Origin of the sequence: Fontimonas sp. SYSU GA230001 (genome assembly GCF_040066175.1) — a bacterium.
Lineage (GTDB): Bacteria > Pseudomonadota > Gammaproteobacteria > Nevskiales > Nevskiaceae > Solimonas.
Genome location: NZ_JBEAAM010000006.1, coordinates 1 through 22,484, shown reverse-complemented (window position 1 = coordinate 22,484; position 22,484 = coordinate 1). Strand labels below are relative to the sequence as shown.

Annotated in this window: 25 protein-coding genes; 11 read left to right on the top strand and 14 right to left on the bottom strand. The window is 69.6% G+C overall.

The annotated features are described in order from the left end of the window. Position 1 precedes the first annotated feature (1 nt). Positions 2-679 carry a dethiobiotin synthase gene (gene bioD / locus AAG565_RS03490; RefSeq protein ID WP_348818164.1) on the top strand — a complete coding sequence of 226 codons (678 nt, stop codon included), beginning with the start codon at positions 2-4 and terminating at the stop codon, positions 677-679. Here the strand turns inward: bioD and AAG565_RS03485 are convergent. The 3 genes from AAG565_RS03485 to msrB form a co-directional block, all read right to left on the bottom strand. After that, positions 669-1,199: a lipocalin family protein gene (locus AAG565_RS03485; RefSeq protein WP_348818163.1), complete on the bottom strand. Its 531-nt coding sequence runs from the start codon at positions 1,197-1,199 to the stop codon at positions 669-671. The genes bioD and AAG565_RS03485 overlap by 11 nt on opposite strands. Before the next feature lie 18 nt (positions 1,200-1,217). After that, a complete protein-coding gene (gene msrA / locus AAG565_RS03480) occupies positions 1,218-1,802 on the bottom strand; it encodes a peptide-methionine (S)-S-oxide reductase MsrA (RefSeq protein ID WP_348818162.1) in 585 nt (194 codons plus the stop codon). Between the two features lie 98 nt (positions 1,803-1,900). Next, entirely contained in the window at positions 1,901-2,410 is a 510-nt protein-coding gene (msrB, locus tag AAG565_RS03475; protein WP_348818161.1) for a peptide-methionine (R)-S-oxide reductase MsrB, read from the bottom strand. A gap of 118 nt (positions 2,411-2,528) precedes the next feature. Here msrB and AAG565_RS03470 point away from each other — a divergent pair, with 118 nt between their 5' ends. The 5 genes from AAG565_RS03470 to AAG565_RS03450 all read left to right on the top strand — a co-directional run bounded on the left by AAG565_RS03470 (position 2,529) and on the right by AAG565_RS03450 (position 7,596). After that, positions 2,529-3,089, top strand: a complete 561-nt coding sequence (locus AAG565_RS03470) for a DUF2244 domain-containing protein (protein ID WP_348818160.1) — start codon at positions 2,529-2,531, stop codon at positions 3,087-3,089. A gap of 2 nt (positions 3,090-3,091) precedes the next feature. After that, complete coding sequence (gene coxB, locus AAG565_RS03465; RefSeq protein WP_348818159.1) at positions 3,092-4,345, top strand: cytochrome c oxidase subunit II; 1,254 nt, start codon at positions 3,092-3,094, stop codon at positions 4,343-4,345. Between the two features lie 24 nt (positions 4,346-4,369). After that, entirely contained in the window at positions 4,370-6,028 is a 1,659-nt protein-coding gene (gene ctaD / locus AAG565_RS03460; RefSeq protein WP_348818158.1) for a cytochrome c oxidase subunit I, read from the top strand. Positions 6,029-6,160: 132 nt separating this feature from the next. Further along, the gene (locus tag AAG565_RS03455) at positions 6,161-6,697 is read left to right on the top strand and encodes a cytochrome c oxidase assembly protein (protein WP_348818157.1); all 537 of its coding nucleotides are present in this window, start codon (positions 6,161-6,163) and stop codon (positions 6,695-6,697) included. A 20-nt stretch (positions 6,698-6,717) separates the two neighbouring features. Then, on the top strand, positions 6,718-7,596 hold the full coding sequence (locus AAG565_RS03450) for a cytochrome c oxidase subunit 3 (RefSeq protein WP_348818156.1): 879 nt from the start codon (positions 6,718-6,720) through the stop codon (positions 7,594-7,596). A 93-nt stretch (positions 7,597-7,689) separates the two neighbouring features. Here the strand turns inward: AAG565_RS03450 and AAG565_RS03445 are convergent, their stop codons facing one another. Then, a complete protein-coding gene (locus AAG565_RS03445) occupies positions 7,690-7,926 on the bottom strand; it encodes a DUF2909 domain-containing protein (RefSeq protein ID WP_348818155.1) in 237 nt (78 codons plus the stop codon). 74 nt (positions 7,927-8,000) lie between these two features. Here AAG565_RS03445 and AAG565_RS03440 point away from each other — a divergent pair, with 74 nt between their 5' ends. The 4 genes from AAG565_RS03440 to cyoE all read left to right on the top strand — a co-directional run bounded on the left by AAG565_RS03440 (position 8,001) and on the right by cyoE (position 11,428). Beyond that, positions 8,001-8,714, top strand: a complete 714-nt coding sequence (locus AAG565_RS03440; protein ID WP_348818154.1) for an SURF1 family protein — start codon at positions 8,001-8,003, stop codon at positions 8,712-8,714. Further along, positions 8,711-9,301, top strand: coding sequence for an SCO family protein (locus tag AAG565_RS03435; RefSeq protein WP_348818153.1), 591 nt, complete (start codon positions 8,711-8,713; stop codon positions 9,299-9,301). Before AAG565_RS03440 ends, AAG565_RS03435 begins: the two co-directional genes overlap by 4 nt. Before the next feature lie 128 nt (positions 9,302-9,429). Further along, the gene (locus tag AAG565_RS03430; RefSeq protein WP_348818152.1) at positions 9,430-10,512 is read left to right on the top strand and encodes a COX15/CtaA family protein; all 1,083 of its coding nucleotides are present in this window, start codon (positions 9,430-9,432) and stop codon (positions 10,510-10,512) included. A 1-nt stretch (position 10,513) separates the two neighbouring features. Further along, entirely contained in the window at positions 10,514-11,428 is a 915-nt protein-coding gene (cyoE, locus tag AAG565_RS03425; RefSeq protein WP_348818151.1) for a heme o synthase, read from the top strand. A 112-nt stretch (positions 11,429-11,540) separates the two neighbouring features. Here cyoE and rpoH read toward each other — a convergent pair whose 3' ends face one another. The 10 genes from rpoH to AAG565_RS03375 all read right to left on the bottom strand — a co-directional run bounded on the left by rpoH (position 11,541) and on the right by AAG565_RS03375 (position 21,739). Then, positions 11,541-12,404, bottom strand: coding sequence for an RNA polymerase sigma factor RpoH (rpoH, locus tag AAG565_RS03420; RefSeq protein ID WP_348818150.1), 864 nt, complete (start codon positions 12,402-12,404; stop codon positions 11,541-11,543). Between the two features lie 131 nt (positions 12,405-12,535). Further along, positions 12,536-13,486, bottom strand: a complete 951-nt coding sequence (gene ftsX, locus AAG565_RS03415; protein WP_348818149.1) for a permease-like cell division protein FtsX — start codon at positions 13,484-13,486, stop codon at positions 12,536-12,538. Continuing rightward, complete coding sequence (gene ftsE, locus AAG565_RS03410) at positions 13,473-14,192, bottom strand: cell division ATP-binding protein FtsE (RefSeq protein ID WP_348818148.1); 720 nt, start codon at positions 14,190-14,192, stop codon at positions 13,473-13,475. The genes ftsX and ftsE overlap by 14 nt, the downstream gene beginning before the upstream one ends. Next, a complete protein-coding gene (gene ftsY / locus AAG565_RS03405) occupies positions 14,189-15,124 on the bottom strand; it encodes a signal recognition particle-docking protein FtsY (RefSeq protein WP_348818147.1) in 936 nt (311 codons plus the stop codon). The genes ftsE and ftsY overlap by 4 nt, the downstream gene beginning before the upstream one ends. A gap of 11 nt (positions 15,125-15,135) precedes the next feature. Continuing rightward, positions 15,136-17,118 carry a VTT domain-containing protein gene (locus AAG565_RS03400; RefSeq protein WP_348818146.1) on the bottom strand — a complete coding sequence of 661 codons (1,983 nt, stop codon included), beginning with the start codon at positions 17,116-17,118 and terminating at the stop codon, positions 15,136-15,138. After that, the gene (gene hemL, locus AAG565_RS03395; protein WP_348818145.1) at positions 17,115-18,401 is read right to left on the bottom strand and encodes a glutamate-1-semialdehyde 2,1-aminomutase; all 1,287 of its coding nucleotides are present in this window, start codon (positions 18,399-18,401) and stop codon (positions 17,115-17,117) included. Before hemL ends, AAG565_RS03400 begins: the two co-directional genes overlap by 4 nt. A gap of 160 nt (positions 18,402-18,561) precedes the next feature. After that, a complete protein-coding gene (gene thiE, locus AAG565_RS03390) occupies positions 18,562-19,197 on the bottom strand; it encodes a thiamine phosphate synthase (protein WP_348818144.1) in 636 nt (211 codons plus the stop codon). Beyond that, on the bottom strand, positions 19,194-19,979 hold the full coding sequence (locus AAG565_RS03385) for a hydroxymethylpyrimidine/phosphomethylpyrimidine kinase (protein ID WP_348818143.1): 786 nt from the start codon (positions 19,977-19,979) through the stop codon (positions 19,194-19,196). The genes thiE and AAG565_RS03385 overlap by 4 nt, the downstream gene beginning before the upstream one ends. Before the next feature lie 333 nt (positions 19,980-20,312). Then, a complete protein-coding gene (gene mtgA / locus AAG565_RS03380) occupies positions 20,313-21,116 on the bottom strand; it encodes a monofunctional biosynthetic peptidoglycan transglycosylase (RefSeq protein WP_348818142.1) in 804 nt (267 codons plus the stop codon). Then, positions 21,113-21,739 (bottom strand): trimeric intracellular cation channel family protein, encoded by a 627-nt coding sequence (locus AAG565_RS03375; RefSeq protein WP_348818141.1) that lies wholly within the window; start codon positions 21,737-21,739, stop codon positions 21,113-21,115. The genes mtgA and AAG565_RS03375 overlap by 4 nt, the downstream gene beginning before the upstream one ends. 91 nt (positions 21,740-21,830) lie before the next feature. Here AAG565_RS03375 and AAG565_RS03370 point away from each other — a divergent pair, with 91 nt between their 5' ends. Continuing rightward, positions 21,831-22,226 (top strand): SirB2 family protein, encoded by a 396-nt coding sequence (locus AAG565_RS03370; protein WP_348818140.1) that lies wholly within the window; start codon positions 21,831-21,833, stop codon positions 22,224-22,226. Positions 22,227-22,484: the final 258 nt, after the last annotated feature.

The window sequence follows — 22,484 nt, the reverse complement described above, 5'->3', positions numbered from 1 at the left end:
CATGCACACGATCTTCATCACCGGCACCGACACCGGCGTGGGCAAGACGCGCGTCGCCTGTGCCTTGCTGCGCCGTGCCCGCGACCGCGGCCTGCGTGCGGCCGGCTTCAAGCCGGTCGCTTCGGGCAGCGAGCACACGCCGGCCGGACTGCGCAACGAGGACGCACAGGCGCTGCTCGCCGAGTCGGCGCCGGGTCTCGACTACGACGCGGTCAATCCGGTCACGCTCGAGCCGGCGATCGCGCCGCACCTCGCGGCGCGCGCGGCCGGTGTCGCGATCGATCCGCTCCGGCTCGACCGAGCCTACGAGTGTCTCGCCGCGCAGCACGAGCGCATCGTCGTCGAGGGCGCCGGGGGCTGGCGCGTGCCGCTGAATGATCGGACCGGTTTCGACGACTGGGTCGCGGCGCGGCGCTGGCCGGTGGTGCTGGTCGTCGGCATGCGCCTGGGCTGCATCAACCACGCGCTGCTGACCGCCGAGGCGGTGTCGCGCCGCACGCCGTTCGCCGGCTGGGTGGCGAACCTGCTGCCGCCCGGTCAGCCACACTGGGAGGAAAACGTCGAGACGCTGCGCCAGCGCATCGATGCGCCGCTGCTCGGCATCGTGCCGATGCACGCGTCCGTGGATGTGGCCGCCACGCAGCTGCGCTGGCCGGACGAAACCGCAGCTACTCCGTAGCGCGCTGCGGGATGAGCGCGAACTGCTCGCGCCGGTAGCCGGCCGCTTCGAGGCGCGCGAACAGCGCGTCCAGCGTCGCCGGATCGATCTGCGGACTGCGTGCGTAGATCCAGCCGTAGTCGCGGCTCGGATCGCCGATCAGCGCGTGCCGGTAGTCCGCATCGACGTACAGGATGTGGAACGACGCCCAGAACGGCCAGAAGAACTGCGCGCGCCAATGGGCGTTGCTCGCGGTATCGACGATCTCGGCGACACCGCGGCTCTGTTCGAGCGGTGCGTCCAGGCTGCCGTCGCGCGCGAAGTAGAAGTCGTCGATGCGGCTATCCGCACGGGGCCGGTATTCGACATAGCTGCCGACCTTGCCGCGTTCGAAGAAGTACGGAACGTTGGCGACGATGTACCAGCGGCCGAGGAAACGCTCGCGTTCGACGGCCGGGTCAGGCACCGGCAGCGGCGTCTTCGGCACGCTCGCGCAGGCACTCAGCAGCAGGATTCCGACCACAACGACGAGCGTGCGCATCGACGGGCTCCATCCGATTCAGTGCGGACGCGTCGGGTTCCAGAGTTCATCCAGCCTCTGGTCGCGGCCGCAGCTCCAGCGATAGTAGCGATAACGCACCGGATTCTTCCTGTAATAGTCCTGGTGGTAGTCCTCGGCTGGCCAGAAGCGTGTCGCGGCGACGATCTCGGTGACGATCGGCCCACGGTCCGGGAACTGTTTCTGCAGCGCGTCGCGGCTGCGCTCGGCGGCACGGCGCTGCGCATCGTCGTGCACGAAGATCGCGGTGCGATACTGCGAACCGTGATCGCAGAACTGTGCGGCGGGCGTGTACGGATCGACGCTGTGCCAGTAGATGTCGAGCAGCTGTTCGTAGCTGACGAGCGCCGGATCGAAGCGCACCTCGACCGCTTCGGCATGGCCGGTGCCGCCGGCCGAGACCTGCTGATAACTGGGATGCTCGACGCGGCCGCCGGTGTAGCCGGACACGACCGAGATCACGCCCGGCACCTTTTCGAAGTCCGATTCCGTGCACCAGAAGCAGCCGCCGGCGAAGGTGGCGACCGACTCGGCCGCGCGCGCAGCGGTGGACAGACACAGCGTCATTGCCGCGAAGGCGGTCATCCAGAGCGCGCGCCAGGGACCGGCTGCCCGCCGCAGCCTGCCCCCGGGTGCCGCAGTCGGGGGCGGGCATGACGGCAGACGAACCGCTCGCGGCAGGCTCATGAACGCAGCTCCGGCAGGACTTCGGCGGCCGGCACGAAGCGCAGCGCCAGGCCGTTGTTGCAGTAGCGCTTGCCGGTCGGCTGCGGGCCGTCGTCGAACACGTGTCCCTGATGGCCGCCGCAGCGGCTGCAGTGGTACTCGGTGCGCGGGTAGATCAGCCGGAAATCGGTCTTGGTGGCCACCGCATCGGGCAGCGCCGCCCAGAAGCTCGGCCAGCCGGTGCCGGAGTCGTACTTGGCGTCCGAGCTGAACAGGGGCTGGTGGCAGGCGGCGCAGATGAACGTGCCTGCGCGCTTCTCGCCGTTGAGCGGGCTGCTGAACGCGCGCTCGGTGTCCTCCTCGAATAGCACGCGCCAGGCCGCGGCTTCGAGCAGCGGCCGCCAGTGGCTGGCGGGCAGGTTCAGCGTGCCGAGCCTGCGCTCCGCCGCCTGCGCTGTGCGGCCGGCGGCCAGCAGGATGCCGGCCGCACCGGCGCCGAAGCTGAGAAGCAGAGTGCGACGGTTCATGGGCTCGACTCCTGGAGATGACGCCTCTTACCTTACGCCGCCGGAGGGTCGGCGGATGCGATGGCGCGCCGTGCCTTGACCCCGATCATGGTCCTGCGCGATTTTCTTCCCCGGACCTATGCTCTACAATTCCGCCGCTTCCGGGATCCCCATCGCCCCGCCTGTCGAAACCCGGCTCGTGATCGGCCCCAACGCTTCCCTCGATGCGAGGCAGGCGTGGCTGTTCATGGGCCTGAGCGCGTCTGTGGGGCTGGGCATCGGGATCTGGATGGCGCTGCTCGGCTTCTGGCCGGTGCTCCCCTTTGCGGGACTGGAGCTCGCGGCACTCGGGGCAGCGGTGTATGTGTCGGTGCGGCGCAACGCATACCGGGAGGTGTTGGTGTTCGAGGCGCGGCAGCTGCGGGTCGAGTTCGGGGTGATCGGGCGCGGCGCCGGTACGGTGATCCGGCTGTCGCGGCCGCTGACGCGCGTGCTCCTGGAGCCGGGCGCGCACCGGCACGATCCGACCCGGCTGACGCTGAGCTGCGGCGGGCAACGGGTGCGGATCGGTGCCTGCTTGACCGACGCGGAGCGCGGGCGGCTCGCCGCCCGGCTGAAACAGTTGCTGACGCCGGCGTGGAGTGCAACGCCGGCGGGAGCGGGCACGGGGCCCGCGCACGAATTGCCTTTGGGAGAGTGATGATGTCGAGACAGGGTTGGCGAACGCGGCAGCTGGCGCGTGCGGTGGCGGGTGCGGGTCTGGCGCTCGCGTCGCTCGCGGCGTCCGCGTACACCGAGACCAGCGGCGGCTACAACGTGCCGACCGGCGTGACCGAGATCAGCCGCGAGGTCCATGGCCTGCACATGGCGATCTTCTGGGTGTGCGTGGTCATCGGCATCGTCGTCTTCGGCGCGATGATCTGGTCGATCATCTTCCACCGCCGTTCGAAGCATCCCAAGCCCGCCGACTTCCACGAATCGACCACGGTCGAGATCATCTGGACGGCGATTCCGTTCGTGATCCTGATCGCCATCGCGGTGCCGGCGGCGGCGACGCTGATCAAGATGGAAGACACGCGCAACGCCGACCTGTCGGTCAAGATCACCGGCTACCAGTGGAAGTGGCACTACGACTACCTGGGCGAGAACGTCAGCTTCTTCTCGACGCTGTCGGCCGAGTCGAACAGGGCGCGCCAGCTCAAGTCCGGCATCGACGTCAACGCGGTGCCCAACTACCTCGTCGATGTCGATCAGCCGCTGGTCGTGCCGGTCGGCAAGAAGGTGCGCTTCCTGATCACCTCCAACGACGTCATCCACGCCTGGTGGGTGCCGGAGATCGCCGTGAAGAAGGACGCGATTCCCGGCTATGTCAACGAGATCTGGACGCGCATCGAGCACCCAGGCACCTATCGCGGCGTCTGCGCGGAGCTGTGCGGCCGTGACCACGGCTACATGCCGATCGTGGTCCGCGCGCTGCCGGAGGCCGAATACAAGGCCTGGCTGACCAAGGCCAAGGGTGGCGTCGTCGCCGCTGCGCCGGCCGTGGCGGTGACCGACGTGCCGGCCGATGCCGCGCCGGCCGCGGCCCCGACCGCCGCGCCCGCGCCGGCCGCCCAGGAAGTCGCCGCGGCCGCTGCGCCGGCGGCAGCGCCCGCCGCGTCGTCGAAGGATGACCTGATGAAGCAGGGCGAGGCGGTGTTCAAGGCCAACTGCATGGCCTGCCACCAGGCCAACGGAACGGGCCTGCCGCCGAACTTCCCGTCGCTGGTCGGCAGCGCGGTGGTCAAGGGACCGGCCGAAGCCCAGATCGCCCAGGTCATCAACGGCAAGAACCTGATGCCGCCGTTCAAGCAGCTGTCCGACGCCGACATCGCCGCCGTCGTCACCTACACCCGCAATGCCTGGGGCAACAGCAGCGGCGTCGTGGCGCCGTCCCAGGTCGCCGCGCAGCGCTAAGCGCACGTTTTACGGAGTTTCGCCATGGCTCAACACGACACGCACGCCGATCACACCCACGACGACCACCATGGTCCCGACAAGGGGATCATGCGCTGGATCAAGACGACCAATCACAAGGATCTGGGCACGCTCTATCTGTTCTTCGCGTTCACGATGTTCTTCATCGGCGGCCTGATGTCGCTGGTGATCCGCGCCGAGCTGTTCCACCCGGGCCTGCAGTTCGTCGATCCGGAGTTCTTCAACCAGATGACGACGATGCACGCGCTGGTGATGATCTTCGGCGGTGTCATGCCGGCCTTCGTCGGCCTGGCGAACTGGATGGTGCCGATGATGATCGGCTGCTCCGACCTGGCGCTGCCGCGCGTCAACAACTGGGGCTTCTGGATCCTGCCGTTCGCGTTCAGCCTGCTGCTGTCGACGCTGTTCATGGACGGCGGCGCGCCGGCCGGCGGCTGGACCATGTATCCGCCGCTGGTGCTGCAGACCGGCAACGCCTTCCCGTTCCTGATCTTCGCGGTGCACCTGATGGGTATCTCGTCGATCACCGGCGCGATCAACGTCGTGGTCACGATCCTGAACATGCGTGCGCCGGGTATGACGCTGCTGAAGATGCCGCTGTTCGTGTGGACCTGGCTGATCACCGCCTACCTGCTGATCGCGGTGATGCCGGTGCTCGCCGGCGCGGTGACGATGCTGCTGACCGACAAGTACTTCGGCACCTCGTTCTTCACCGCTTCCGGTGGCGGCGACCCGGTGATGTTCCAGCACATCTTCTGGTTCTTCGGTCACCCCGAGGTCTACATCATGATCCTGCCGGCGTTCGGCATCGTCAGCACGATCATCCCGACCTTCGCGCGCAAGGCCCTGTTCGGCTACGACTCGATGGTCTATGCCACCGCCTCGATCGCGTTCCTGAGCTTCATCGTCTGGGCGCACCACATGTTCACCGTCGGCATGCCGCTGGCCGGCGAGCTGTTCTTCATGTTCGCGACGATGCTGATCGCCGTGCCGACCGGCGTGAAGGTGTTCAACTGGGTCGCGACGATGTGGAAGGGTTCGATGACCTTCGAGACGCCGATGCTGTTCGCGCTCGGCTTCGTGTTCCTGTTCACGATCGGCGGCTTCTCCGGCCTGATGCTGGCGATCACGCCGGTGGACTTCCAGTACCACGACACCTACTTCGTCGTTGCGCACTTCCACTACGTGCTGGTGCCGGGCGCGGTGTTCTCGATCATCGCCGCCGTGTACTACTGGATCCCGAAGTGGACCGGCCGCATGTACAACGAGTTCTGGGGCAAGACGCACTTCTGGCTGTCGGCGATCTTCATCAACCTGACGTTCTTCCCGCAGCACTTCGCCGGCCTCGCCGGCATGCAGCGGCGCGTGCCGGACTACGCGGTGCAGTTCACCGACTGGAACGTGATGTCGTCGATCGGCGCGTTCGGCTTCTTCGTCAGCCAGTTCATCTTCATCTTCAACATGCTGGCGAGCTGCTTCGGCTGGTTCGGCCGCAAGCAGGGCCTGCCGGACCGCGTCTGGGAAGGCGCGCACGGCCTGGAGTGGACCGTGCCGTCACCAGCGCCGTACCACACCTTCGAGGATCCGCCGCAGATCGCCGACGCCGAGCTGACCGCGGTCCACGACGAGTCGGACGCGCTCGATCACCACAAGCTGGCCTGAGTCCGTGGCGAGGGGACTGACGATGGCAACGGATGAACAGCGGCGCCGCACGCGCAACCTGCTGCTGTTCGCCGTGCATGTCGGCCTCGCGCTGGCGATCCTCGGCTGGTTCGTCTGGTCGGTGACGCACAAGTGAGCGTCGCCGCGCGCCGTCGCCACTCGCTGCGCCTGCTGGCGGTGACCGCCGGCATGTTCGGTTTCGGCTTCGCGCTGGTGCCGCTCTACAACATGCTGTGCGACGCGATCGGACTCAACGGCAAGGTCGAGATGCGTGCCGCCCAGGCCGCCGCGATGCCGGATCTGGACCGTACCGTGACCGTGGAGTTTCTGACCACGGTCAACGGCGGGCGGCCGTGGAAGTTCCACGCCGAGCAGCCGAGCATCGAGGTGCATCCGGGCCAGCTGTACACGGTGAACTTCTCGGTGACCAACACCGAGGACCACGCCATCGTCGCGCAGGCGGTGCCGCAGGTCACGCCGTGGGAAGCCGCCAAGCATCTGAAGAAGACCGAATGCTTCTGCTTCAACAACCAGCCGTTCACGGCGGGCGAGCAGAAGACGATGCCGGTGGTGTTCATGCTGGATCCCGAGTTGCCCAGGCACGTTGACCGGGTGACGATGCTGTACACGTTCTTCGACGTCACCGACGTCGCCATGAAGCAGAATTGAGAGAACCTTAGGAGCTGAACATGGGGAGCCCCGCCGCTCACGATTCGCAACGCTACTTCGTCCCGGCGCCGAGCGCCTGGCCGTTCATGCTGACGGTCGGCCTGGCCGCGCTGGTGATCGGCGTCGCCGGCTACCTGGAGCACTCGCACGTGGGCCCGGTGCCGATCTGGCTGGGCGTCGGCCTGTCCGTGTACATCATCTTCCGCTGGTTCCAGGGTGTCGCGCGCGAGAGCGAGACCGGCCAGTACAGCGCGCAGGTCGATCGCACCTACCGCTGGGGCATGTCCTGGTTCATCTTTTCCGAAGTGATGTTCTTCGGCGCGTTCTTCGGTGCGCTGTTCTACGCGCGCAGCCTGTCGCTGCCGTGGCTGGGCGGCGAAGGGGCGAAGCTGGCCACGCACGTGACCCTGTGGCCCGGTTTCGAGGCGGTGTGGCCGTCCAACGGTCCCGCCAACCTCGGCGGTGAGTTCCAGACGATTCCGGCTTTCGACGTCCCGCTGCTCAACACCATCATCCTGCTGACCTCGGGCTTCACGATCACGATGGCGCACCACGCGCTGAAGGCCGGCAAGCGCACTGCGTGCATCCTCTGGATGTGGGCCACGGTCGCGCTCGGTGCCTCGTTCCTCTATTTCCAGGCTGCGGAGTACATCCACGCCTACCACGAGCTGAACCTGACGCTGCACTCCGGCATCTACGGCTCGACCTTCTTCATGCTGACCGGCTTCCACGGCATGCACGTGACGCTGGGCACGATCATGCTGCTGGTCATCACGCTGCGTCTGATGGCCGGCCATTTCAAGCCGGATTCGCACTTCGGCTTCGAAGGCGTGGCCTGGTACTGGCACTTCGTGGACGTGGTCTGGATCGGGCTGTTCATCGTCGTGTACTGGTTGTAGCGCGCGTCCGGCGCAAGCCCGGGCCAGCCGTGGCCCGGGCTCTCCATCGGGACAACAGGGCGGGCGACCTCAAGGGGCGCCCGCTTTTTGGTTTCAGTGGGCAGGCGTGGTCGGCGCGGCGCGCGGCAGCAGCGCGTGCGGATGGATCCAGCCCTGCTGCCAGGACAGCAGCACGAACAGCAGCAGCGTGATCGACAGGGCGACGCGGATCTTCAAGCCGGTGAGGGTGCGCCGACGCTGGCTGTCGTCGCGCACCAGGAACACCATGCTGGTCATCAGCGAGGCGACGATGGCGATCAGCAGTCCGACGATGATGAACTTGACGAGCATGCAGGCGGCGCAAGGGCTGAAAATGCGGGCATCATATCGCCTTGCGGAGCGACATAGACCGACAGGGGGACACGATGGCGAAGAAGCGTTTCAGGCCGGCCTGGTGGGCGGTCGTGCTGGTGCTGGTCGGTGTGGGCACGACGGTGGGGCTCGGCATCTGGCAGTTGCAGCGCGGCCTGGCCAAGGCGGCGCTGATCGAGCATTACCGCACCGCGGACACGATGCCGCCGCGGCAGGTCACCTCGGGCGCCTGGGCGGATCCCGATGCGGTGCAGCGCGGTTGGGCCGTCGGCCGCTTCGACGCGGACATGCAGCTCCTGCTCGACAACCAGAGCCGCAACCGCGTGCCGGGCTATCACGTCTGGACGCCGCTGCGCCTCCCCGACGGCGGCACCGTGCTGGTCGATCGCGGCTGGATCCCGGCCGACGGCGACCGCTCCAAGCTGCCGGCCCTGCCGGCGCCGACCGGCGAGATGCGCGTCGAGGGCTACTGGAAACCCCTGCCGAGGCCGGGCATGCGCCTGGACGTCGATAACTGCGCCGGCGGTCCCTGGCCGCGCATCGTGCAGTATCCGACGGTCGAGGAGCTGCGCTGCCTGTACGGCAACTTCGTGCCGGACGGCATCCTGCTGCTGGATCCGGGTCTGCCCGGCGGCTTTGCACGTGACTGGGCCGCCGGCCCGGAGATGTCGCCGAGCAAGCACTACGCCTACGCCGGACAATGGTTCGTATTCGCCCTGCTGATCCTGGGCATCTTCGTCAAGTTCAGTTTCCGATCGCCCGAATGAACGAGGTCCGCGTGCGCGGCCGGCAGCAGTTCCTGCTGCTGGCCGCCCTGTTTTTCGCGCCACTGCTCGCCGCGGTGCTGCTGTATTTCGTCTTCCCCGACTGGGTGCCCCGCGGGCACACCAACTACGGCCAGCTCGTCGAGCCCGCGCGCCCGCTGCCGCAGGCCAGCCTGCGCGATGAGCGTGGTGCCGATGCCGGTCCCGGGGCGCTGCGCGGCAAGTGGAGTTTCGTGTATCTCGGCAGTGGCGCCTGCGCTGCGGCCTGCGCCGCCAGGCTCCACCAGATCCGGCAGGTGCGCACGCTGCTCAACGAGAAGCGCCTGCGCGTGCAGCGGGTTTACCTCGGCGCCGATGCCGCCGAGCTGGCCGCGGTGCGCGCGCAACTGCAGGCCGAGCACCCCGACCTGCACTACTTCGCCGACACGCCGGACGCCGCGTATCGCCGCTTCTTCGGCGGCACCGATCCGCAGGCGCTGTACCTGGTCGATCCGCTCGGCAACTGGCTGATGGTCTATCCGGCCGGCGCGGAATCCAAAGGCATCCTCGGCGACATCAAGAAACTGCTGCGGATCTCGCAGATCGGGTGAGCCGGCGCGTGCGTGGGGCGCCGCCGTCGCGCCCGGGATGGCCGCCGGATGTCGGATAAAATACGCGCCCGCGGAGACTGCACCCGGCCGTCTCCGCTTTCTTTCGTCCGCTGCACGATGTCCACGCCATGGTCTGGTTCCGTCGTCTCAATCTGCTGACACTGCTGCTGTGTTTCGGTGTCATTGTCTTCGGCGCCTACGTGCGGCTGTCGGACGCCGGCCTGGGCTGCCCGGACTGGCCCGGCTGCTACGGTCATCTGACCGTACCCGACGCGGAACACGAGATCGCGCGCGCCGAGCAGCGCTATCCGCAGCGGCCGGTCGAGGCACCCAAGGCGTGGAAGGAGATGATCCACCGCTATCTCGCCTCGACGCTGGGGCTGCTGATCGTGGTGCTGGCCGCGATGTCGCTGCGCCTGCGCGCGGCCGGCGCGCCGCGGGTGCTGCCGTGGGTGCTGGTCGCGCTGGTGATCTTCCAGGGCATCCTCGGCATGTGGACCGTCACCTGGCAGCTCAAGCCGCTGGTCGTGACCGGCCATCTGCTCGGTGGCATGACGACGATGTCGCTGCTGTTGTGGATGTTCCTGGCGACGCGCCCGCGCCCGCTGGCGGTGCAAGTGCACACGCGTGAACGCGAATACCGCAGCGAGCGCCATCTGGCCTTCGAACTGCAGCGCGAGGTCACCGCGGTTGCGGAGGACGTGTCCGATCCGCCGCCGGCCGGCTTGCGCCCGTTCGCGGCGCTGGCGCTGCTGCTGGTGGCCGTGCAAATCTTCCTCGGCGGCTGGACCAGCACCAACTACGCGGCGCTGGCCTGCCCGGACTTCCCGACCTGCCACGGCAGCTACCTGCCGCAGACCGATCTGCGCACCGCGTTCACGCTCTGGCACGGCCTGGGCATCAACTACGAATACGGCATCCTCGATGCGCGCGCGCGCGTGACGATCCACTACGTACACCGTGTCGGTGCGCTGGTCGTCGCCACCGTCCTGAGCCTGCTGGCGCTGTTCCTGGTCCGGCGCGGCGGTTCGCCGGGCTGGCGACGCTACGGACTGGCCGTGCTCGGGGCGGTCGCGCTGCAGATCGGCATCGGCATCGGCGTCGTCCTGCTGCAGTTCCCGCTGTGGCTGGCCGACGCCCACAATGCCGGCGCCGCACTGCTGCTCGCCGTGCTGGTGGCGCTCAATCATGCCGCCTGGACACGACGCTGACATGGCACTGGCGATCGACAGCACCAAGCCGCTGAGCCCGCGGGCGCGGCTGCACGAGTACTACGAGCTGTGCAAGCCGCGCGTCGTGATGCTGATCGTGTTCACCGCGATCGTCGGCATGTTCCTCGCGGTGCCGGGCCTGCCGCCCCCCGGCCCGGCGCTGTGGGGCACGCTCGGCATCGCGCTGCAGGCAGCGTCCGCCGCCGCGGTCAACCAGATCATCGATCGCAACATCGACGCGCGCATGGCACGCACCTGCGGCCGACCGCTGGTCACCGGGCGCCTGACGATGACCGAATCGATCGCCTTCGCCACGCTGATCGGCCTGGTCGGCTTTGCCGTGCTGTGGCTGTTCGTCAATCCGCTGACCGCGCTGCTGACCCAGTTCACGCTGATCGGCTATGCCGGTATCTACACGCTCTACCTGAAGCGCGCGACGCCGCAGAACATCGTCATCGGTGGCGCCGCCGGGGCCGCACCGCCGGTGCTCGGCTGGGCGGCCGTGACCGGCGAGGTGCATGCCCATGCGCTGATCCTGTTCGCGATCATCTTCGTGTGGACTCCGCCGCATTTCTGGGCGCTGGCGATCGACCGCCGCGACGACTACGCCAAGGCCGACATCCCGATGCTGCCGGTGACGCATGGCATCGACTTCACGCGCACGCAGGTGCTGCTGTACACGATTCTGCTGGTCGCCGTGACCGTGCTGCCTTACGCCACCGGCATGTCCGGCCTGCCGTACCTGTCCGGCGCCCTGGTCCTGGGCGGCATCTTCCTGTACTACGCCGTGCGCCTGAAGTGGTGGCCGGCCCCGGGCCTGCCGATGAAGACCTTCGGCTATTCGATCGTGTACCTGATGGGCATCTTCACGCTGCTGCTCGTGGACCACTACCTCGCAGTGTTGCTGCGAGCTTAGTCGTTCGTCGCCCGGACCCGGCAACGCGCTGCCCCCCGGCTGCGTCCGGGCTACGGTGTGATTGTCTTGAGAGTCGGGGCCAAGGACGGCCCCGGCTTGCGCAGGACGCGCATTACGCCTCGATCGCCTTGCGCAGCTTCTTCATCGCCGCCGCCTCGATCTGGCGGATGCGCTCGGCCGAGACGCCGTACTCGTCGGCCAGTTCCTGCAGGCCGGCCTTCTCGCCGTCGGTCAGCCAGCGCCGCATCAGGATGGTGCGGGCGCGGTCGTCGAGGCTGGCGAGCGCGGCGCGCATCTTGGTCTCGCGCTCCTCCTGCCATTCGAGCTGCTCGAGGTCGGCGATGGCGTCGCCGCCGTCGGCCAGGTAATCCTCGGGCACGTAGCTGTCCTCGCCATCGGCCGGTGTCGCGCTGAACGACACGTCGCCGCCGCCCATGCGCTGCTCCATCTGCAGCACGTCTTCCGGCTTCACGTTCAGGTCCGCGGCGATCGCCTCGGCCTGCTCGCGGTTGAGCCAGCCGAGCTCGCGCTTGGCCGAGCGCAGGTTGAAGAACAGCTTGCGCTGCGCCTTGGTCGTGGCGATCTTGACGATGCGCCAATTCTTCAGCACGTACTCGTGGATCTCGGCCTTGATCCAGTGCACCGCGAACGAGATCAGGCGCACGCCGACCGTCGGGTCGAAGCGCTTGACCGCCTTCATCAGGCCGATGTTGCCTTCCTGGATCAGGTCGGCGAATGGCAGCCCGTAGCCCAGATAGCCGCGGGCAATGTGCACGACGTGACGCAGGTTCGACAGCACCAGCTGCTGAGCGGCGGCCAGATCGCCGTCGTCGCGCAGTTTCTCGGCCAGGCGCTTCTCGGCGTCGGCGTCGAGCGCCGGGATCTGATTGACGTGCGCGATATAGGCATCGAGGTTGCCGGCGAGCGGTACCAGCGGGGCCGTGGGGCGCAGAACCAGGGCAGTCGCGTCGGTCATCGAAGTATCTCCCATGCGTCGAATCTTAGCACTCGCGGGAATAGAGTGCTAAGGCCGGCCGGAAGTTCCGCTGATCTGCGTCAACTCGCTGAAAATCCGTGTAGATATAAACAACTACCGCGCCCGCACCCTTAGCGCGGCTCGATCTGGGCCAGGCGGCGGGTCACGGTGACGAAGGCTCCGGCCCAGCCGAGCACGATGCCTGCGGCGATCAGCGACAGGCCGTCGCCGATGCCCAGCCCGGCGATGCGGAAGCTGCTGCCGTACAGGGCCGCCAGCTCGGCGCTGGGCGCATCCAGCATCGAGGTGGCGATGCCCACCAGGATCCAGGCGAGCACGCCCCCGCCGAGCCCGAACCAGAAGCCGCTGTACAGGAACGGGCGGCGCACGAAGCTGCCGGGCGCGCCGATCAGCTTCATCACCTCGATCTCCTCGCGCCGCGCCTCGATGTCGAGGCGGATGGTGTTGCCGATGATGACCATCACGGCCAGGCCCAGCAGCAGCGCGACGATGCCGACGGCACGTTCGGCGATGGCGAGGATCGCGTAGAGCCGCTCCAGCCACTGCTGGTCGAGCTTGGCCAGTTCGACCTCGGGGAGGGCCGACAGCCTGGCCGCCAGCGCCGCGACGCGATCCTTGCCCAGCTCGCGCTGTGGGGTCACGGCGATCACCGCGGGCAGCGGATTGTCCTGCAGCAGGTCGAGCGCCTCGCCGAAGCCGGACAGCTGCCGGAACTCGGCCAGCGACTGCTCGCGCGAGATGTAGCCGGCGCGGGCGACGTCCTTCTCGGCGCCGATCTCGCGCGCCAGCGCCAGGCCGCGTTCGGGCGAGACACTGTCCTTGAGGAACAGCGAGACCTGCAGCGACTCCTGCCACGAATAGCCGATGGTCGAAAGATTGCGCACCGCGACGAACAGGCCCGCCGGCAGCGCCAGCGCGATGCCGATCACCAGCGCCGTCAGGCCGGCGGCGAGTGGTGCGCGCGCGATCTTGCCCAGCGAGAACAGCAGCACGCGCAGGTGTTCCTTGGACCAGCGCGACAACCAGCGCGGCCGGTCCAGCCCGGCTTCAACGAAGGCCATCGGCAAGAACCTCCTCGCGCAGCCGTGACGCGGCGGTGGGCCGCTTGTCGGTGATGTGTCCGTGTTCCAGGTGGATGATGCGGCGCGGCAGGGCCTCGATCAGGTCGATCGCATGCGTGGCGATCAGCACGGTCACGCCGGCGTCGTTGAATCGCGCGAAGCCGCGCATGACTTCCAACGCCATCTCCGGGTCGAGATTGCCGGTCGGTTCGTCGGCGAGGATCAGCGCCGGCTTGGTGACGATCGCGCGGGCGATGCCGACGCGCTGCTGCTCGCCGCCCGACAGCGTCAGCGGCATGACCCGCTCCTTGCCGAGCAGGCCGACCGAGTCGAGCGCCGCGCGCACGCGCCGGCCGATGTCGTCGTAGGCGTAGCCGCGGATCACCAGCGGCAGCGCGACGTTGTCGAACACCGTGCGGTCGTTGAGCAGGTTGAAGTTCTGGAACACCATGCCGATGCGCTGGCGGAAGGCCGGGATCTGGCGTGCCTTGAGTGCCGACAGGTTCTGGCCCATGACGACGAGCTGGCCGCGGTGGGCGCGGCACAGCGAGGCGATCAGCCGCAGCAGCGTGGTCTTGCCGGCGCCGCTGGGGCCGGTGATGTAGCACATTTCGCCCTGACCGACCGCGAAGCTGACATCGGCGAGCACGTCGTTGCCGCCCGGATAGCGGTAGCCGACGCGGTCGAAACGGATGAGGTCGGTCATTCCCCGATCAAGGCCTCTGCGTATGCCTCGGCGTCGAAGGGCTGCAGGTCCTCCACCGCCTCACCGATGCCGATGAAGCGCACGGGCAGGGCCATGCGACGCGCGATGGCCAGCAGGATACCGCCCTTGGCGGTGCCGTCCAACTTGGTGATGGCGATGCCGGTCAGGCCGATCGCCTCGTGGAACTGCAGGGCCTGCACCAGCGCGTTGCCGCCGGTGGTGGCATCGACCACCAGCAGCACCTCGTGCGGCGCGTAGGGATCATGCTTCTGCACGACGCGCTTGATCTTGCGCAGTTCGTCCATCAGGTGCGCCTGCGTGTGCAGACGGCCGGCGGTGTCGGCGATGACGACATCGATGCCGCGCGACTTGGCCGACTGCACCGCGTCGAAGATCACGCTGGCCGAATCCGCGCCTTCGCCCTGCGCCAGGATCGGCACGCCGGCGCGTTCCGACCAGGTCTTGAGCTGTTCGACCGCGGCGGCGCGGAAGGTGTCGCCGGCGGCGAGCAGCACGCTCTTGCCCTCTTTCTTCAGGCGCAGCGCGAGCTTGCCGATGGTGGTGGTCTTGCCGACGCCGTTGACCCCGGCGACGAACAGGATGTACGGGCGGATGAAGTCGGGGATCTGCAGCGGCCGGGACACCGGCGCGAGCAGTTCGACCAGCGCCTTCTTCAGCGCCGCGCGCAGCTGCTGCGGATTCTTCACGCGGCCGGCGTTCATCTCGGCGCGCAGCCGGTTCATCAGCCACTCGGTGGCTTCCAGCCCGGCGTCGGCGGTCAGCAGCCGCGTCTCGATCTCGTCGAGCGCGTCCTCGCTGAGCTTGTCGTTGCTGAAGAACGTGCCGATGTCGCGCGTCAGCCAGGAATCGCCCTTGTTCAGGCGCGCGCGCAGCTTGGCGATGAAGCCCTGGTCGGGCGGACGGTCGGACATTGCGGGAGGAGTCAGGGGGCCGGAGCATCCGCTGCGGCCGGGGGCGCCAAGGATAACAGCCACACTTCGCCGCGCGCCTGGACAGCGACGCCGCTCAGGCCGGCGAGCAGTTCGCCGACGGGTGGGTCGATGGTGCCCACCGGATAGCGCAGCACCGTGTACAGGCTGCGCGGCGCGACGCGCGTGAGGGTGCCGATCCACACCGGCTCGCCGCTGCCCAGGCGCAGGCCGGACGGCCACAGACGCAGAATGTCCTCGTGCGTGTCGTCGAGCACGCGGCGCATGCTCAGCGCCGGATGGCGGCCGGCGTGCAGCTGCGGCAGGATCGGCAGCTCCGCGACCGGGCCCTCGCGCGTCAGCCAGCGCAGGGCCGTGCTGCCGCCCAGCGCTGGCGGCATCGTCCAGCCGGCCGCGCTCAGGCGTTCGGCGATGCCGTCGAGGTCACCGGCCCACTGCAGGTTCAGCGGCTGCTGGATGCGCCCGGCGAAATCGACGCGGTAACGCGGCAGCTGCTGCCAGGCGCGGTCGAGCCACGCGCTGCGCGACACGATCTGCTCCGCGCTGGCCAGATGGACGATCGGCGGCGGACTCGACCAGACCCATGCCGTGCCGGCCAGGAAGGCGGCAGCGACCGGCAGGACGACGCGCCGCGTCGGCAGCCGGTCCGGCCGGTGGCGGCGGTAGCCCAGGCCGAGCAGGCCGGCCCAGACGCTGCCGACCACGACCGACAGCAGTTCCACGCTGAACCACTGCGCGCCGACATACAGCCGCGCCAGCAGCACCAGCATCAGCACCACCACGGCGGTGCCGTACAGCGCGCGGCGCTGGCGGACACTGCGGCCGGTGGCCAGCAGCACCGGCAGAAAGGCGTAGATCGCCGTGGTCAGCACCAGGTCGCGCGCCGTCGGTGCGAGCATCGGCAGCGCGTCGAAGTAGGCATGGGGTGGCGGCAGCGTCGGGATCAGCCGCAGCCCGCCGGTCAGCAGCGCGGCGAGGCCGATGGCGGCGACCCAGTGCGCCGCCGCGCGCGGGGCGCGCAGCGCGATCAGGCAGACGAAGGTCGTCACCGCGACCGGCGCGTACACCGTCACCGTGCCCAACTGCAGCAGGCGATGGGCCAGCGCCAGCCCCCACGGGCTGTGCAGATCGCGCAGCGACTGGAACACCGCGGCATCCACCGTCCACGGATGGCTGCGCAGCCCGCTGCCGGCGGCCAGCCACAGGCCGAGCCCGCTGACGACCAGCAGCACGACCGCGAGGAATGCCAGCACCGGCGTCTCCGGCTGCGCCGGATCGGCCAGCGCCGCGCCGAACTTGCCGAGCCGGCGATGGCGGCGGCTCCAGTCGAGCAGGCGGCCGATCCAGGCTTCGGCGTGACGCTGCGTGCCGCGGATCGCAGCCGCGCTGAGCCACACGGTCAGCGTCACCGCCAGCAGCAGCACCAGCAGCAGGATCGCCAGGCGGCCCGCCACTTCGGCCGCGAGTCCGAGCGAGGCGCCGAACGCCACGCCCGGGATCACGAACAGGAAGGCCCAGGCGCAGGCCGAGATCACGTCGGCGGTGATGAAGGCCGGGATCCCGAGGCCGGCGGCGCCGGCCAGCGACGGCACGATCGCGCGCATCGGCCCGAGAAAGCGCGCGAGCGCGACGCTGAACGCGCCGTGCCGCTCGAAGAAGCGGCGGCCATTGAGCAGGATCTCCGGGTAGCGTCGCATCAGCGGGCCGCGGAACAGGCGCTCGCCGTAGCGGCGGCCGAGCCAGAACGACAGGCTGTCGCCGATCACCGCCGCCGCGGCCGAGGTGACGACCGCCTGCCACAGCTCCAGGGAACCGAGCGCGACCAGCGCGCCGGCCGCGAACAGCGCGACGCCCGCCGGCACGAAGGCGCCGATGATGAACAGCGAGTCGAGAAACGCGGCGACGAACAGCAGGATCAGCGCCCAGTGCGGGTGCTGGTGGATCCAGTCGAGCGACTGCTGCAGCGCGGCGATCATGCGATCGCGGCGAAAGCTTCCCGTGCGGCGGCCAGCGTGTGCCCGATCTCGGCTTCCGCGTGCGCCGCCGAGACGAAGCCGGCCTCGTAGGCCGACGGCGCGAGGTACACGCCGCGGTCGAGCATCGCGTGGAAGAAACGCTTGAAGGACTCGACGTCGCAGCGCGTGACGTCGGCGAAGCCGCGCGGCACGCCGTGCTGCGTGAAGTACAGTCCGAACATGCTGCCGACCTGCGTCGTCGCGAACGGCACGCCGGCCTGCGCCGCCGCCGCTTCCAGCCCGCGCAGCAATTGCGCGGTGCGCTCGGCCAGCCGCGCGTAGAGCGCGGCGTCGTCGAGCTGGCGCAGCAGCGCCAGGCCCGCGGCCATCGCCAGCGGATTGCCGGACAGCGTGCCGGCCTGGTACACGGGTCCGATCGGCGCGAGCCGGGACATGATCGCGCGGCGGCCGCCGAAGGCACCGACCGGCAGGCCGCCGCCGATGATCTTGCCCAGCGTGGTCAGGTCCGGCGTGATGCCGTACAGCGCCGAGGCGCCGCGCGGGCCGACGCGGAAGCCGGTCATCACCTCGTCGAAGATCAGCACGCTGCCGTGACGGTCGCACAGCGCGCGCAGGCCTTCGAGGAAGCCCGGCGCCGGCGGCACGCAGTTCATGTTGCCGGCGACCGGCTCGACGATCACTGCGGCGATGCCGTCTGCATGTGCGGCGAACAGGGACTCGACCGAGTCGAGATCATTGAACTGCGCGGTCAGCGTGTACTTGGCCAGATCCGCGGGCACGCCGGGCGAGGTCGGCACGCCGAAGGTCAGCAGGCCGGACCCGGCCTTGACCAGCAGCGCGTCGCCGTGGCCGTGGTAGCAGCCCTCGAATTTCAGGATGTAGTCGCGTCCGGTGTGGCCGCGCGCCAGGCGCAGCGCCGACATCGTCGCCTCGGTGCCGCTGTTGCACATGCGCACCATGTCCATGCCCGGTACGCGCGCGCACAGCAGCTCGGCCATCTCGATCTCCAGCTCGGTCGGCGCGCCGTAGGACACGCCGACGTCGAGCTGCGCGTGCAGCGCCGCGCTCACCGCCGGATGCTGGTGCCCGAGGATCATCGGACCCCAGGAGCCGACGTAATCGACATAGCGCCGGCCGTCGGCATCGGTCAGCCACGCGCCGGCCGCCGAGGCGATGAAGCGCGGCGTGCCGCCGACCGCGCGGAACGCGCGCACCGGCGAATTGACGCCGCCCGGGATGCTTTGCTGCGCACGGACGAACAGGGCCTCCGAACGATCGCTCATCGGTGGCCTCTGCGCGGGGCGGCGTCAACAACGGAGCTTGGCTTGGCGGGCGCGCGAGCGCGCCCGCGGCCGCCCGGGATGCTTTGCTGCGCGCGGGCGAACAGTTCTTCGGATCGGTTCATGGCTGCGCAGTTTCCGGTTTCCGCTTTCCGGTTTCCAGTCAGGTGAAGCATTTTGCGTAGGCGCGCGCCGCGGTTTCGACGTCCGCTGCGTCGAACACGCCGGCGATCGCCGCGACCAGGTCGGCGCCGGCTTCGATCAGCAGCGGCACATGGTCCGGCGAGACGCCGCCGATCGCGCACAGCGGCACGTCCAGTTCGGCGCGCGCTGCGCGCAGCGTCGCCAGTTCGGCCGGCGGTGCGTCGGGCTTGGTCGTGGACGGGAAGAAGCGGCCGAAGGCGACGTAATCGGCCCCGGCGGCGACCGCCGCGCGTGCGCGTTGCAGGGAGTTGCCGCAGGTTGCGCCGATCAGCGCGCGCCGACCGAGCAGGCGCCGCGCCTCGTCCAGCGCGGCGTCGGCCGCGCCCAGGTGCACGCCATCGGCGCCGGTGGCCCGCGCCAGCTCGGCATCGTCGTTGACGATCAGCGGCACGCCATGCGCGCGGCACAGGGGCAGCAGGCGCCGCACGTGCCGTTCACGCACCGCCGCCGGATTCCACTTGTCGCGGTACTGCAGCAGGCGCACGCCGCCGCGCAGCGCCGCCGCGACCGCGCCGAGCAGGCGCCCCGGCTCGGTGACGACCGCCTGCGAGGTGATCGCGTACAGCCCGCGCAGCCGGGATTCGCCCGCGCTCATGCGTGGCCGCTGCGGCGGGGGATCGCGCGCCCGCGGCCGATGCGCAGCGGGTGGTCGAGACTGGCCTGCACGTAAGCCTGTGCGTGCCGCAACGCGCGGGCGAGGGCTTCACCGTGCGCCAGGCGCGCGGCGAGCGCGGCGGCGAGCGTGCAGCCGGCGCCGTGAAAGCCGCCCGGCCGGCGCGGCCAGACGAACCGCTGTGGGGCCGCACCGGGCCGATGCCAGCTGTTGACGACGTCGGCGGTGGGTTCGTCGCCGCCGGTGACCAGCAGGTTGCGGCAGCCGCGGGACAGCAGTTCGGCGGCGCAGGCGTCGAGATCGGAGTGGCCCGGCGCGAGCCGCCGCGCCTCGGCGGCGTTGGGTGTCGCCACCGTGACCCGTGGCAGCAGCTCGTCGAGCAGCGCCTGCGTGGTCGCGTCGCCGGCGAGGCGGCTGCCGCCGCCGGCGCGCAGCACCGGGTCGAGCACCGCCGGCACCGCACAGCGTTCGATGGCGGTGCGGATGAGCGCGACTTGAGCGGCGTCGCCGACCAGGCCGATCTTGATCGCGTCGATGCGGCAGTCTGCCAGCAGCACGTCGAGCTGTTCGGCCATCTGCGCCACCGCGACCGGCACGACGCGGCGCACATCGACCGTGTCCTGCACCGTCAGCGCGGTGATCACGCCCAGCGCGTGCGCGCCCTGCGCGGCGACGGCCTCGACGTCGGCCTGCAGGCCGGCGCCGCCGGTCGGGTCGTGGCCGGACAGGCACAGCACCACCGGGATCTGCGGGGCGGTGTCCATCGCGTCCCCGTCAGGCGCGCGGCGCGGCGCGGCCGCGCGCTGGACGGGGCCGCATCCGCGGGTTCCGCCGCCGTTCCTTATGCACAATGCCGGCGCAACGCCGGCGCAGCCCGCGGAATTGCGACATTTTTCCGAAAGAATTCCGCAAGAAATCCGTAAGCGATTGATTCATATAGACAATGGTCGGATGGACAGAAATGCTCCGGAGCGCACAAAGCACGTCGCGGCGGGCATTTCCGGGCCGCGAGGCACCGGCTGTCCACACGCTTATCCACAGACGATGTGGGCAACGGGGCGGTTTTCTTTCCATCTCTGCAAGTTAGCTCAGGTTCTTCAAGTTCCGGATGGGGTCGGGTAAGACGCATTGTCCGAGGAATCGGCACTGCCGCCGTCGCCGTCCGCGGACGCCGGGTCGGCGGCGGGTTCCGGCACCGCGGCCGTGTCGTCACGGTAGCCCATCTGGCGCAGGATCCAGGCGCTGCGCTCGCGCACATAGGGGCCGGGATCGCGCGCGTTCCAGCGCCGCGGGCTCGGCAGCACCGCGGCCAGCCGCGCCGCCTCCTCGGCGCTCAGGCGCGCCGCCGGCTTGCCGAACAGCCGCTGCGCCGCCGCCTCGGCACCGTAGATGCCGGGCCCGAACTCGGCGATGTTCAGATACATCTCGAGGATGCGCGCCTTGGGCCACAGCGCCTCGATCAGCACCGTCAGCCCGGCTTCCAGCCCCTTGCGGAAGTAACCGCCGCCGGGCCACAGGAACAGGTTCTTCGCGGTCTGCTGGCTGATCGTCGAGGCACCGCGCCGGCGCGCGCCGCGGCGGTTGCGCTGCGCGGCCTCCTCGATCGCGTCCAGATCGAAGCCGCGGTGCACGTAGAACTTCTGGTCCTCCGATGCGACCACGGCGCGCTGCAGGTGGCGCGAGATGCGTTCTGCCGGCACCCAGGTATGGTGGACCGGCCGTACCGGACTCTGCAGCATGAAGGCCGTGGTCGGCGGCGGCAGCCAGCGCAGGACGAGCACCGTGGTGACGACCAGCGCGAGCGCGCCGCCGGCGCCGCGCAGGAGCCACGCCAGCAGTGCGGGCCGCCGGCGCGCCCGCGCGCGCCGGCGTGGCGGTGCGTGCAGCTCCGGGACGCTCACCGGCGTTCGCTCAGCGTGAACACCGGCAGCGTCAGGTTCCACGCGATCGCGGCGATGCGCAGGCCGGCGATCGTGGCCATGCCGGCCGCCGCTGCCCACGGTCGCGCCAGCCCGGCATCCTGCAGCACCACGTACAGCGACGCGCCGGCGATCGCCGCGGTGGCGTAGATGTTGCCCTTACGCAGGATCATCGGGATCTCCGCGCACAGCACGTCGCGCAGCACGCCGCCGAACACGCCGGTGATCGTGCCCATCACGACGGCGATCAGGCCGCCCAGGCCGCTGGATTCGGCGATCTGCGCCCCGGCGATCGAGAACAGCGCCAGGCCCAGCGCGTCGGCGTACTGCAGGGCCTTGTCCGGCGGGCGGCGGAAGCGCACATAGACGACCGTGAACAGCGCCGCGCCGATGATCGTGACCAGATAGCGCGGATCGGCGATCCAGAACGCGGTGCGGTCCAGCAGCAGGTCGCGCAGCGTGCCGCCGCCGATCGAGGTGACGATGGCGATGACGACGACGCCGAGCAGGTCCAGCGACTTGCGCCCGGCGGCGAGCGCGCCGGACACGGCGAACACGGCGACGCCGGCGAAGTCGAGGAAGTGGAGCAGGGACGATGGGCTCATGCGCGGCGTAGCCTGCAGCGCACCGGCATCGCGGTCAATGCAGCGTCGCGCGGCACAGCGGACAATCGCCGCATCCGTCCGCGGAGACCGCATGGATTACCTCACGCTGCGTGGCATTCACATCGGCTGCGTGATCGTCAGCGGCAGTCTGTTCCTGCTGCGCGGCGTGTTCGTGCTCGGCGCGGCGCGGGCGGCGCGCTGGCGGCTGTGGCGCTGGCTGCCGCACCTCATCGACACGGTTCTGCTGGTCAGCGCGGCCGCGCTGGCCTGGACGATCCGCCAGTACCCGTTCGTGCACGCCTGGCTCACGGTCAAGGTGCTGGCGCTGCCGCTCTACATCGCGCTCGGCTCGATCGCGCTCAAGCGCGGACGCACGCGCCGCGCGCGGGCCGCCGCGTTCGTCGCCGCGCTGGCGGTGTTCCTGTTCATCGTCTCGGTCGCGCGCCGCCACGACGCCTGGGGATGGTTCGCGGGCCTCGCGCGCTAGTCGATCGGCGGCGGCGCGAGCAGCGTGCGGGCCCCCGCGCAGCGGGGTGCTAGCGTGGCGAGTCGGCGCCGGGGCCGGGGCCGGGGATTGGCATGGGCAATCCCAGATTCTTCCACAGGCGCAGCGTCGGTTCGGCCTGGTTGAGGGTGTAGAAGTGGAGGCGGCGGCGCGAGCAGCGTGCGGGCCCCCGCGCAGCGGGGTGCTAGCGTGGCGAGTCGGCGCCGGGGCCGGGGCCGGGGATTGGCATGGGCAATCCCA